General features: G+C 43.2%; 11 protein-coding genes. 9 read left to right on the forward strand and 2 right to left on the reverse strand.

Annotated elements, in window-relative coordinates:
* Positions 1-12: 12 nt before the first annotated feature.
* The 3 genes from cydB (at position 13) to KO533_RS17140 (ending at position 2285) form a co-directional block, all read left to right on the forward strand.
* Positions 13-1020 carry a cytochrome d ubiquinol oxidase subunit II gene (cydB, locus tag KO533_RS17130; RefSeq protein WP_219255289.1) on the forward strand — a complete coding sequence of 336 codons (1008 nt, stop codon included), beginning with the start codon at positions 13-15 and terminating at the stop codon, positions 1018-1020.
* 101 nt (positions 1021-1121) lie between these two features.
* Complete coding sequence (locus KO533_RS17135; RefSeq protein WP_105250029.1) at positions 1122-1256, forward strand: DUF2474 domain-containing protein; 135 nt, start codon at positions 1122-1124, stop codon at positions 1254-1256.
* A gap of 624 nt (positions 1257-1880) precedes the next feature.
* Positions 1881-2285: a GreA/GreB family elongation factor gene (locus KO533_RS17140; RefSeq protein ID WP_028759523.1), complete on the forward strand. Its 405-nt coding sequence runs from the start codon at positions 1881-1883 to the stop codon at positions 2283-2285.
* Between the two features lie 778 nt (positions 2286-3063).
* Here KO533_RS17140 and KO533_RS17145 read toward each other — a convergent pair.
* Positions 3064-3840, reverse strand: a complete 777-nt coding sequence (locus tag KO533_RS17145) for a helix-turn-helix transcriptional regulator (RefSeq protein ID WP_219255290.1) — start codon at positions 3838-3840, stop codon at positions 3064-3066.
* A gap of 213 nt (positions 3841-4053) precedes the next feature.
* Between KO533_RS17145 and KO533_RS17150 the strand changes: the two genes are divergently transcribed.
* Positions 4054-4944 carry a DMT family transporter gene (locus KO533_RS17150; protein WP_113939865.1) on the forward strand — a complete coding sequence of 297 codons (891 nt, stop codon included), beginning with the start codon at positions 4054-4056 and terminating at the stop codon, positions 4942-4944.
* A 153-nt stretch (positions 4945-5097) separates the two neighbouring features.
* A complete protein-coding gene (locus KO533_RS17155; RefSeq protein WP_173496925.1) occupies positions 5098-6729 on the forward strand; it encodes a methyl-accepting chemotaxis protein in 1632 nt (543 codons plus the stop codon).
* Between the two features lie 286 nt (positions 6730-7015).
* Here the strand turns inward: KO533_RS17155 and KO533_RS17160 are convergent, their stop codons facing one another.
* On the reverse strand, positions 7016-7861 hold the full coding sequence (locus tag KO533_RS17160; RefSeq protein ID WP_173496924.1) for an FAD:protein FMN transferase: 846 nt from the start codon (positions 7859-7861) through the stop codon (positions 7016-7018).
* Positions 7862-8584: 723 nt separating this feature from the next.
* Between KO533_RS17160 and KO533_RS17165 the strand changes: the two genes are divergently transcribed.
* The 4 genes from KO533_RS17165 to KO533_RS17180 all read left to right on the forward strand — a co-directional run bounded on the left by KO533_RS17165 (position 8585) and on the right by KO533_RS17180 (position 13018).
* The gene (locus KO533_RS17165) at positions 8585-9916 is read left to right on the forward strand and encodes a Na+/H+ antiporter NhaC family protein (RefSeq protein ID WP_105250033.1); all 1332 of its coding nucleotides are present in this window, start codon (positions 8585-8587) and stop codon (positions 9914-9916) included.
* A gap of 888 nt (positions 9917-10804) precedes the next feature.
* The gene (locus tag KO533_RS17170) at positions 10805-11533 is read left to right on the forward strand and encodes a 23S rRNA pseudouridine(2604) synthase RluF (protein ID WP_219255292.1); all 729 of its coding nucleotides are present in this window, start codon (positions 10805-10807) and stop codon (positions 11531-11533) included.
* Between the two features lie 109 nt (positions 11534-11642).
* Positions 11643-12524, forward strand: a complete 882-nt coding sequence (locus tag KO533_RS17175) for an Imm49 family immunity protein (protein WP_219255294.1) — start codon at positions 11643-11645, stop codon at positions 12522-12524.
* 14 nt (positions 12525-12538) lie between these two features.
* On the forward strand, positions 12539-13018 hold the full coding sequence (locus KO533_RS17180; protein ID WP_219255295.1) for a hypothetical protein: 480 nt from the start codon (positions 12539-12541) through the stop codon (positions 13016-13018).
* Positions 13019-13324 lie beyond the last annotated feature (306 nt).

Consider the following 13324-nt stretch of genomic DNA (forward strand, 5'->3'; position numbering starts at 1 on the left):
TAAGGGCTCACCATGGAATTCGATCTACCCTTGATTTGGTTCGGGATCATCATTTTTGCCACCTTAATGTATATCGTGATGGATGGCTTTGATCTCGGCATAGGCATACTGTTTCCCTTCATTCACGATGAGGACGACAGGGATATTATGGTCAATACCGTCGCCCCTGTTTGGGATGGTAACGAAACTTGGTTAGTGCTCGGCGGCGCTAGTCTGCTCGGTGCCTTTCCCCTCGCCTATGCCATAGTGCTCGAAGCGCTAACCATACCGCTGCTCATCATGCTGCTGGCATTGATTTTTCGCGGCGTAGCATTTGAGTTTAGATTTAAGTCGGGCGCAGAAGCTAAACCATTCTGGGATAAAGCGTTTATGTTTGGCTCTATCACGGCCACCTTTTCACAGGGCGTAGTGCTGGGGGCGTTTATCTCCGGCATTTCGGTGAGTAACCAACAATTTAGTGGCAGTAGTTTCGATTGGTTAACGCCCTTCTCACTTTTCTGCGGATTTGGCCTTATGCTGGCCTATGCTCTGCTCGGCGCGACTTGGCTGGTGAAAAAATGCCAAGGCGAGCTTAAAACGACCATGCAACAACTCGGTAGAGCACTGACCTTATGCCTGTTGATGACCATAGGTTTAGTCAGTTTATGGACGCCTTTTGTGCAACCCAATATTGCCCTGCGCTGGTTTAGTTTACCGAATTTATTCTACTTCGCCCCAGTGCCAATACTGGTATTAGCCTGCGGTTGGGCCTTGATAAAATCCCTAAATCGTGATGATAACTATCAGCCATTCCTACTCACTCTAGGGCTGATTTTCTTAGGATTTAGTGGCTTAGGGATCAGTATCTGGCCGCACATTATTCCACCCAACATCAGCCTTTGGCAGGCAGCAGCCCCCGACAGCAGCCTAAGCTTTATGCTCGTCGGCGCCCTGATGATCATCCCGCTGATTTTGGTTTATACCTTTTGGAGCTACTACGTGTTCCGCGGCAAAGTAACCAAGGATGCAGGCTATCACTAGCCATGACTCAGGTAAAAGAGGCTTCCCAAAACGCGACCTAAGCTAACTTGGCTTAGGTCGCTGATTCACCTTAGATGACTTTACATATGCAGGAGATCAACATGACGACCCAAACGAAATCCCTCGCCTATCGACTCGGCTGGTTAGTGCTGATTTGGTGTACAAGCGTAAGCTGTCTGTTCCTCGTCTCTATGTGTATCAAAATACTTTTAAAAGGTGCGGGCTTAACAACCTAAGTAAATATTGACTTTAGAAGCTTATATTAAGGCTTAATTCAGTTAGTGCCCATAGCATCTAGCGACAATGCACTAGAACATTCAATGGTTGAATTAATTTGGCTTTCAGTTCCGCCAAATTAACAAGTGCTCAGTTTACTTTACGAGTGCTAGCATTAAATTGACGAAGACTAGCCTCAATGTAGCAAAGTTAAAACTATGTTAAATCTAGCTTTGCTGTTATCAGTATATTCAGCAAGATTAGTTTAGTTAGGCTTGCTTTATATTTTTACTTGACCTATGGTATCAGCCAAGCAATTACTTATTTAGTTAATGGCAAGATTTAGTTAACAACAAGGCCGATATACTAAATCGATATACAAAAAATAAATAATCAATCGAATATCAACTTTTTGACTGGAGATGTAACACTATGTTTAGCACTGCATTTTCATCACTATTTTCCCATGTGTTAGCTAACACATCTAGTTCAGTAAGCTCAATCCGCCTCTCGCTCAAATTCCCAGTCTAAGCCGAGCGTCACTCGCGCTCGGCAGAATTATAACTTCTTGTGAAATAAGCACAGAGTAATACTCATTTTAATTCCTATGCTTATATTTTAACTTTGTTATTTCAGAGGCGACAATGGCATATTCTTTTTTTAGTGGTCTTTTCCAGAATTTTATTCTAAAAACTGAAACCTATTATTTACAAAACAGTTTTAATGCCTCTCTACGCCCAACGGCTTTGGCAGGCGTGATTAGTAAGCTTGAGCAGCTAAAGCATGATACGACGAGTGATAAAGTGACTGTGGGACGGGAAATTCACTTAGTTAATCTGCAGGATCAGCAAGAGTACCAAATTGAACTCGTGTATCCACCAAGGCATAAACCCAGTGCAGGACGTTTCTCTGTCATATCAGATTTAGGCGTCAGCTTACTTGGGTTATCAAAGGGCGAACTGGCAGAGGTGAGCATTTTAGGCAAACCAGTTCTGTTTATGATTAAAGATGTCAGTTTAACGAAAAAACAACCTAAAAAATCTGTATAGGAAAAATCATTTGGCATACTTTTTGTCAATGGCTATTGAGTATTGCTACTTGATAACATTTCAGAAATTTTAAAAAATATGATTATAAGGTTGTAAGCATTTTAAAATAGAGCATGTTCAATTCAGTGGCAACATGCTTTGAACTCGCTATTAGCGGCGGCTTATAGCGGCATTTTCAACATAATATAATATAATAAGAGGGAATGTTATTTTGAAGTCATTAACTGGCCGCGATATTTATTAAAGAGACACTTTAAATAAGTTTAACACTGCAATTAACGACTCTTTGCAACTATTTACGTATAAGTCATGGCAGCGCTTTAGAGTAAACAGCAAAGGGGTTAAGAGGTTTAGCACGGCGCCTCAATCGTTAAATTTATTTTTATACTCTTTATAAATAAACCGTCTCAATTAAAGCCTGAAATAAAAAATTGAGCCCAACTATCGAAACCGATTTGCGGCGCGGGTTCGGATAGTAACCTTCACTTTGGAGTTTATATCTATGAGTAAAGAAAAAAACAAAAAACCGCCAATGAAAACCTTAAAAGAGAAGCGTCAAGATAAACGGAACCGCCAAAAGGCTTCCGACTAACTTATCTAACTCTGTAAAAAACCTTAAATCCTCTCTTTAAATAGGCCGAAAATAGGGTGTTAATACTTTAGCACCCTATCTTATTTCACAGTTTCCCCCAATATTTTTAGTGCATCATCTAGCGCGACTTTCGCATAGGATCTCATTATCTCGCCTTTATTAAGCCTTGCTCCATCAGCCACTCAATCACAATCGGCGGCGATACTGTTCAGGTGAGCACTGAGCATATTTTTTAAACATCACGATATAAGGCGAAGTTTGGTTATAGCCGAGCGTCAATGCCACCTCTTTGATCGCAAGCCCCTGACGTAATAGTTGTAAGGAATAGATAAACTTATGCCTTTGTCTTAGCTCAGTAAAACTCATTCCCAGAACCTCTTGGCAGCGACGAGCTAAGGTACGCTCTGTGGTATGTAATTCACTAGCCCAAGATTTAAAGGTTTTCGAACTCGCAGGGTCGGCTTCAAGTGCCAGCAACAACGGCTGTAACAGTTTATCTGAAACGGTGGGCAGAAATTGCGGTAGAGCTTTACCCAAGGTCAGCTGATCGAGCAAAACCTCAACCAGTCGCTTATCCGCCGCAGTTTCTGCCACAGTGACTTGCCGCTCCCGCAGATCGTTCACTATCGATTGGGCAATAGGTGTCACGGCTAACAAACAGGTCTCTATGGGAAAAGCCGCAGCCCGCTCAGCAACTATATTCATCGAGCAATAATGAATACTACGCCGAGTATAACTTTCATGTTCTATCCCCGCAGGAACCCAAATCGCATATTGTGACGGCGATAAAAACCGTTGCCCTGCAGCATGTAACTCCATAATTCCACCGCTGATTAACTGCAGTTGTCCCCAAATATGTTGATGTTTTGGCGTTACCGTATTTGGCAAGAAAGCTTCATAGTTGAAGAAGATATCTGCAGCAGGCTCTTGCTCTGCCGTGAGCGGATGGTAAACCGTGCGCATTTTGATGCCCTCAAAGCTATGGTGGTCCAAAAAACTCAAACGAAATCGCTAACCCAGATTACGCTTGTCCGTAGAGGAACTGACCTTGTCTGATAAGCGATATTTATATCATAACCGACCATGGATAATAGCCACTAATCTATTATCTGGATGCTTAAGTGATAAGCCATAAGCTATGGCCAGTCACTTTAGCCAGTACCTAAAGGCAAGACCATGCTGTATTTGTTTCCCCTGTTGGCCGTATTAATTTGGGCAGGCAATTCGATAGTCAACAAGCTCTCATTTGGGATTATCGATCCTGAAGCCATAGCATTTTACCGTTGGTTTTTCGCTATGTTATTGTTAACCCCCTTTGTCGCAAGTCGCGTCTGGCAAAAACGCCAAGTGATACTACCTTTGTTACCTAAGTTTGCTACTTTGGCTTTGTTAGGTATGGTGCTAAACCAAAGTCTGGCCTATTTTGCGGCGGCAACCACCACGGCAACAAATATGGCATTAATCACCTCTCTCGTGCCTATGATCAGTCTGTTTTTAGCCGTGCCATTACTCAAGCAAAAATTATCACCGTTAGCCTTTGGTGGCACCTTAATCTCGCTATTTGGATTGATTTTTATGCTCAGTCACGGCGATATGATGAACCTTGCCATCGGCGTGACTCAAGGTGATTTACTGTTGCTCTTTAGCGCCTTTGTGTATGCACTCTATGGCGTATTACTGAAACGCTGGCAACTGCCACTGCCAACTTGGGAATCGGTTTATATTCAAGGACTCATAGCCGTATTCATGCTGACGCCACTGCTGTTTACGAGTCCCAGCATAGCGATCAGTGCCCAATCGGCACCACTGATACTTTACGCTGCTATCGCTGCCTCACTTTTAGCGCCGTGGGCTTGGATCAATGGCATAAGCAAACTCGGCGCCGATCGCACCAGCGTATTCTTTAATTTAATGCCTATTATTGCGGCGATACTGGCGGCCATCATCCTAGATGAAACCTTAGCTATTTATCATTATATTGGCGGTTCTATGGTCATTATTGGCGTCATGCTAGTACAGATAAAACCTAAGCCTAAAGTCATCCCTACCCTAGCTTGTCCTGAATAATCCAAAGTAATGCGTCAACGCCTTGGTAATAGTGACCAAGGCGGTTTCGCTTATTTCAATGCGTACAAAATCCCATCGCAATCTGCTGCACGCAAAGGCAATTCTATAAATAACGGCTAAGCTATTTATTAAGTTATTAATGGAGATCGTCCTATGTTTAACAGTATTCGCGTTAAGTTTTCACTGATGTTTGCCATTATGGCGACAGCCCTCATTGTCATGGCAGTCACCGACGCTATGCAAAGCCGTGCTACAGTGAAACAGATGCAGGAATTTAGTCAGTTATTTAATCCCGCAATTTCGGCAATTCTCAATGCAGATCGCGACCTTTATCAAGCGCAGCTAAGTGAAGAAGTGTTACTCAGGGAAGAATTATCTGCCGATAATCGCAAGAGTGAGATTGATAACTGGCAAGAGAATGTCGATCAAGCCCGTGACAGAATGGGAGAATTTAAAAAAATCCTGACAGATCACCTGCAAGTACTGCAATCAACCAATGGCTTTGAGGCGCAGTTTTCGCTCTGGTATCAAGCCTCATCAGAGGTCATTAATGCCGTTAAAAGTAATGATTTTGAACGCGCGAAACAACTCCACGAAACCAAATCCAAGCAAGAATTTAAGGCATTAAGAGATATCTACAATGCCGCGGGCGAAGCCGCCGATAACAGAGTAAAAGAGCTAGATTTACAAGCAACGGAACAGGCAACCACCCAAACCCAAATATCCTTAACGATAGCGAGCTTAGTCGCCATTGTGGCGCTGTTGATTGCCTACTTCGGACCTAAAATCATAGTCAATGCAATTGAAGATATCACTAGCAGGATCAATGACATTGTCGATGGTGACGGTAACTTAACCCAAAGGATCCCTATCACACGTCAGGATGAAATCGGCGAGCTCGCCCATGCATTTAACTTATTTGTAGAGCAGCTACAGCAAATGGTCATCTCGATTATTGGTCAAACTAAAGATGTGAGCCAAACCGTTGAAAGCCTTGCAACTAAGTCAGCTACCACAATCAACATCAGCCATGAACAAGAGCAGTTTGTCGATACCATTGTCACAGCAGTAAATGAAATGAGTGCAGCCGTAAGAGAAGTCGCCAGTAACGCTCTTCATACAGCCACCGAAATCACTAAGGTGAATGACCAAACAGTAGAGGGTAAGAATATCCTCGCCCAGTCCGTTAATCATATTCAGCAACTATCTGAATCAGTTAAAAATGCTGTGACTGTTATTGAAAAACTTTCAGTCAATTCTGCCAATATTGCCTCAGTGCTTGATGTGATTCGCTCAATCGCTGAGCAAACTAACCTCCTTGCCCTTAACGCGGCCATTGAAGCGGCGCGTGCTGGCGAACAGGGCCGTGGCTTTGCCGTAGTCGCCGATGAAGTACGTACACTGGCGAGTCGTACCGAAACCTCAACCCAAGATATTCAGCGCATGATTGAAGAGTTGCAACGCGGAGTAAATGATGCGGTTAAAAGCATTGAATCGGGAGCTAGCTTGACCACATCAACCGTGACCCTTGCCAGCCAAACCCAAGATGCATTAGATGAAATTCTAAACTCCACCTCTAAGGTCAGTGAGATGTCCACTCAAACGGCGACTGCGACCGAAGAGCAAACCCATGTGACCGAAGAAATTAATCGTAACTTGACCGAATTATCCGATAAAACAAGATACTGCAACTTAGTGATCCAAGAAACGCAGCAAATAGTCGTCAACACTAAAGCCATTTGCAGCAACCTACAAAAAGAAGTTGCGCGATTTAAAGTCGCTTAGGATAAATGACTAACGACACATGGTGAGCGATAAGCTATTGAAACGAAAAGAGTGCCCAATGTAGGCACTCTTTTTAATGGAAATAATACCAAGAAAAGCTTGAAGACAATAAAAGCCCACAACCGTATGCAAGTTGCAAATAACGGTAACGATACTGAACCCAAGTTGTATCGATTCACCCGTTAAAGTGCGAATAACAGTACTAACTGCTTAATGTTAACTCACAGTAATGATTGAATTTCTAATTCAATCATCTGCAAAAGCTGTAAAACAACCAAAAGATACATCAATCAAAACTGACTAATTGACCACCCAAGTGAGCAATTTTTTCAGCGGCCAAGTCGGGATTAAGATAGCCTGCGACTTTCGTTAACGCATCGGCGCGCCAAGCAAAAGAGGCTCTCACACTAACAATACGCTCGCTTTCAGCATCGACGTTCGTATCGGCAACATTGCCAGTTGGCAGTAATAGTGCAGGGTAATCATGACTTAAGGTTTGTGAGACCCTTGAGCTGGCGAGCGCCATATTGCTAACGCAGAGCTTTTGGCTCGCTCCTAATGGACCGCGGCACACTACATTTAAAGATGCACTGCCAAAAACTTTTAAATCGCCACCCGCATTGACCCAACCTCCGCTCACGCCAGCGCGACGCAGCTCACTCACTGCCATATCGACCGCATAACCTTTAGCTATACCATCTAAGGTTAAAATTAGCGGTCTAGCTAATCGCGCTTGATTACCTTTTATTTCAATATCTTGCCAGTCACCTTGCAATAACAATGGCATACCAAGGTAAGCAGGCAAAGCGCCGCGAGACATCATTTCGCCGCCAACGGTACAATTGAATAAGTTGTTGCTCGCCTTACCCAGCCCCTTAGCCAACTTGAGCACTCGTAAACTATCTTGGCTTAACGTTACCCAAATTCCCGGCTGCCGATTTAACTGATTTAACTCGCTGTCCTGTTGATGGAAGCTCAGCAACCGCCCAATATGGGTCACACGCGAAAAAGCCGCGCTAATAGCCGCTTCCAATGCTTTATCTTTAAGTTGTACCTCACCGCTTTGATTTGGCAGTGACTCGGCAGCGATTTCCACCAGCGTTCCGAGTAATGGCTTAGCGCGACGTATCATGATAATACCCACTGTAGTAGGAAGATCTAAGGGATCAGCAATAAACGCTTCATCCAGTTAAATTTAAACAAAGCACTAAGAGTAATTAACATAATTTGTGCGGATTCTATTAAAGTCTCTACTTCAATACAAATTGTTGCCATTAGTTTTTATGGGGATTTTAGATGCTTGAAACTGTTTTACATTTAAAAACAATAGATTGCTTATTAAGGTTTTATTAAAGTTATTTGACTTATCATGGCTATCACAACGCTGCACTAGCGAACTAAGTCAATACGTCCCCAAATGAGCCCTATTGATTAATGCCACTCATCATTTAGGTTATTTATGCTGGCTTACCCACCAACAACTCACACTAAATGGAGCGATAAATAGCCGGCTTACTCCATCACACCAGTCATCCGCTTAAATTTCATGCAATTCCGTTCAGTTGAAATACACGCTAAATCAGATATAAACCCTCTAACCCAACCTGAACACAAACTATTAAAGTATTGATTAATAATTAAAATAATGACTAATTTTCATCTTATACAACCTATTAATAACCTATCGATCACAACGGAAGTAAAAACATCTAGACGTCTAAATTGACAGGTTCTCAGGGATCAAATATGCTTTGCCTCAAGTTGCTAGGATACGATGCCGAGGCAACACTGAATTTAAGCGAGTTTGACTGCCAAGGATCCTGCGGAAAAACCCTAAGCGAAAGAGAGATAACATTTGAGCAATCCAACAGCAGCACAGCACAGCCCGGCATCTTTTATTGCCCTGTTGCCATTATTTGTTTTCCTTGGTCTTTTCATTGGCGCGGGTGTGTATTTCCAAAGCCAAGGTGTCGACTTTGCCTTCTATCAATTACCCAGCGTTATCGCTATTTTACCTGCAATCATTCTGGCGTTGATTTTATCAAAACAGAAATTAAACCAATCGATTGATACCTTTATTGGCGGTATTGGTCACAGCAATATTATTGCTATGTGTTTAATTTACTTACTTGCAGGCGCCTTCGCTGCAGTCGCTAAAGCCACTGGCGGCGTCGATGCTACTGTTGCTCTTGGTTTATCGTTAATCCCATCGAACCTGTTACTACCTGGTTTCTTCGTGATCGCCGCTTTTATCGCAACGGCCATGGGAACCTCTATGGGGACAATCGCTGCTGTCGCTCCCATCGCCCTAGGCGTAGCCGACCAAGCGCAAATCGACTATGCACTGATGGCGGGAGCCGTGATGTCTGGCGCCCTATTTGGTGACAACTTGTCGATTATTTCCGATACCACAATTGCAGCTACGCGCACCCAAGGCTGTGATATGAAAGATAAATTTCGTGAAAATTTGATTTTCGCTATCCCCGCATCACTGCTAACTTTAATCGCCTTTGTATTTGCCGGACAAGGCCAAGCAGAATTAGCAACGCAGAATATCGATCTTATTAAGGTCATTCCTTATCTGACCATTTTGATCTTAGCTGTGGCAGGTCTGAACGTATTTGTGGTCTTGACCTTAGGTATCTTATTAGCGGGCGCAACCGGCCTGTTTACTATGGATTACGGTGTGATCCAATTCGGTAAAGATATTTATGCTGGCTTTAGCAATATGCAGGAGATTTTCATTCTGTCTATGCTAGTGGGTGGTTTAGCCGCACTCATGCAGCAGCAAGGTGGCCTTGCCTTTGTGAGTAAACAGATTGAAAAGCTGATCACTCGTTTCTCCAAGGCGCAAGGTGAAGCTTCATGCCGCGCTGCTGAGCTAGGCATGGCAGGTATAGTCGCAGTGACTAACTCTTGTGTGGCTAACAATACAGTTTCTATCGTGGTGACGGGAGATATTGCAAAAGACTTAGCAGAGAAGCATGGCGTGAGTCCAAAACGTGCCGCCAGCATACTCGATATTTTCGCCTGTATTATCCAAGGTTTAATCCCGTATGGTGCACAGGCACTCTTAATTGCTTCGACCTTTAGCATCACGCCATTAGCAGCGGTATCACACGCTTGGTACTGTATGATTTTAGCCGTAGTGGCTGTTGCGATTGTAATTTTCCGCAAACGACACTAAATGATATTTGAGTCGCATGAGTAGAATCTAACGTTTATAACAAGGGACGCACTAGGCGTTCCTTGTCATTTTAAAACCTCTTTTGACGAAAAAGCATTAGCTCGCTTGCCTTCATTAAACAATTCAGGCAAGTTACCGCATTCAATGTGGTCATATCCCGTCAGTATATTTTTAGTCCCCCATGAATCCTCTTTATCACCAAGAACCAAGTTATTACGATCTACATCGTCTCATTACATGGTTGATTGTAGGCGCAGCCTTTATTAGCGCTTCTGGAGTTTTAATTGCTATTTATGCTGAATATCAAAACGTTGGAGTTCAAGTCTTACAAATACGAGCTGATTTTTTAGGTAACTATATCAACTCCCCCCTCGCTTATGTGTTTAATTTAAGCTTATTAGCTGCGGGGCTCTGCATACTCATTTCAATGACCGGGCTCTACTTACTAAAACTGGATACGTTTAGCCAATGCATAGCACTTACAGGTGCTTGGGTAGGAGTCTCTGTGATTTTGATGGGAATATTCCCCATTAATTTTTTGAGCATACACAGAATAGTTTCAACGAGTTATCTATTAAGCACCCTCATCTTACACAGCCTTGTGATTATAGCGGGGATAGTGCCTCGGTTTATTTGCCCAAAGCCACTGTTCTATTTGAGCCTGATCAGCTTTTGTAGTGCCGTGAGTTTAACCCTGCAATTAGATTGGACAATATTGGATTTCCCTCCCTGTATGCCCCAAACACACTTTTGTACTGTTTCAGCCAATATGTGGCTCCAAACTAACTTGAGTATTATTTGGTGTTTAAGCCTAGCCTTTGCAATGCGGCGCCTATCAAAAATACTGTATCATCGCGCCCAAGAACGCCAAATACTTTAGGGTAATCCATGCGCTTAGCAAAATACCTCGCCCAGTGTGGCATAGGCTCACGCCGTGAAGCCTGCCGTTTGATTGAGGCTGGGCGCATCACACTCAATGGCGGTATCGCCCGCCACACAGATCCCATCTGTTTGGACGAGTCATTACACTGCCTCGACCGTATAGAGTTTGATGGCAAACCTATCACTAAAGCCGAAACGCTCGCCTATTGGGTATTTAACAAAGCTGTGGGCACGGATTGCCGTCTGCTTGAGCAGGATGAAGCGAGCCTTATACACCTGCTTCCCAAAGCGCCAAGACTCTACCCCGTCGGCAGACTCGATAAAGATTCTCGCGGCCTACTGCTATTAACTAACGATGGTGAGCTGACCCATAAACTGATGCACCCCATTTTTGCCCACAGCAAAACCTACCATGTGCGCCTCGATAGGCCATTCACTGATGATTTTATTGAACAAATGGCCAGTGGAGTGCGTTATAAAGACCTGCAAACCCTGCCCTGCCAAGTCCGCCGCCTCAGTTCGGACAACTTTGAAATCGTGCTGACTCAGGGATTAAATCGACAAATTCGGCGTATGTCTAAGGCACTCGGATATAGTGTTATCGATCTTGAGCGCATCGCCATAATGGCGCTGAATTTACGCGAATTAGCATCTGGTGAGTTACAAGAAGGTCAAATGCGACCATTAACAAAATCGGAAATTGCAGAGCTAAAAGCTGTGCTGGCAATAATATAAATTGATGGTTGGGATTTAAAATTGAGCCAATAGCAGACAATCGTTTAACCGCTTTCTTTGTTAGGATAACGCTAGAACGAGACATATAGTTATTAAGAGACGGAGCATAATGGCAAAAATATGTTTTGAAACGGGAATAGATAGACTTAATTGGACTGTCGATACGCGTATTGACGATGCACTAGAATTTATTCTGACGAATACTGGATCACGGCAAGGTTGCTTATTAGCATTAAAGTCTCACTATTATGCTAAATCCTTGTTGTCATGGTTTAAGGATGGGGATTTAGAGCAACTTCGCCAACATGCCTATACCTCGGCTAAGTTAGATAGACTCTATACTCAGAGGGCCAGCAGCGAGTGGCAAGGTGCATTTTGTCACTTTATGGCACTGATAAGTGATCATGAGCTTTTAATTAGCTGGCACAGCCAGTTTATCTCTCCTCTTTACCGAGTAACAGGCGGGAAAGCTGTACGTAATCGTGTCGGTTGCCCTGAATATCATGCGTTCCAAGCGATTTTAGCGCTGCAAGGTAAATGGGATTTGTTGGGGGAGCGTGCTGAATATATTTTAGCCAACCCACCGGGGAAAAAGATGGCAAAGTACCAAATTGACCATGAGTTCTATCTAGCGTTGGCAAAAGGGGATGTGCCTGCCATGGAACAGGTATTAAACAGTCTTACGGGCCCGAAAGCTAAAGTTCGCAATTTTGATGGCGCACTGGGATTAACCGAACATTTAATGTCGTTGTTTGGCTTTATTTACGCCAAAATGGCTTGGCGTGCAGGGTATCAGGTACAGGTGGACAGTCCCTATTTACCTATGGAATGGCTGCCAATATCCCCCCTTACCACATATAGTGATGAATATGATTTTTTAGCTGATTTTGATCTATTTCAGCCTTTTACGAATGAAATGACGCCTTTTTCGCCAGTGAGTGAAGTGGATAAACGAGTCGATGTTACTGTAGGTTCATCACCCTTTGCCTAATATTGAGAGTTTATATGAGCATATTTGATATTTTTAAAAATAATTCACCAGTAAATGCCGATGGTGATATGCCTGATATCAGTTATCAGATGAATGAATATTCTGCCGATGCTCGTCGCCGTAGTGATATATTTGTCACAGTTGCAAAACAGCAAGGTCTTGAGATATTAGCAGGGCGATTTGGAGGTGAATATAATAATGACATGCTTGCAGCGGGTGAAAAAAACGGACAATTTTTGTTAATGTTAGGTATGAAAACCACGGGTTCTGACGGTGGCATTCAGCTTGATAAGCTGTCAATGGGTTGTTTTCTGCAATTCTCTAAGCCTTGGTTAAATATGGTCGTGTACTCACTGCGTTTATCTGGTACGCAATTAGACATTGCTGATAAAATTGAAAGCCACGTAAAAGGTGGCTCTATTTCGTTAGCGGTTGCATTTATTGATATGGAGACAAAAAAGCTTAATATCATACCGTTAACTATTCAAGAGTAATGATATAGACATAAATTGATCTCTTAAAGAAAAGTTAGAGAACCTGCCATAGTTAAATCTCTGCTCTCATCTTTTAAGCTAATAATCACCCCAATGCTGATTTGTGAGACGACCGTCCGCCCCATGGCCGCTTTTTGGCATCCATGCCATCGCGGCATTCGTGAGTCCATTCACATCAGACGGGGCAGCCCTGCACTGAAGAATCCCCTGATGATTTACATATAAATCATTAGATTGGAGTGAACTTACACCTTGAAGTGTGATCTGATGGAAGTGCGAACAAACATCAATCACAGGGCTTCAAGG

The organism is Shewanella sp. NKUCC05_KAH (assembly GCF_019345585.1).
Classification (GTDB): Bacteria; Pseudomonadota; Gammaproteobacteria; order Enterobacterales; family Shewanellaceae; genus Shewanella; species Shewanella oncorhynchi.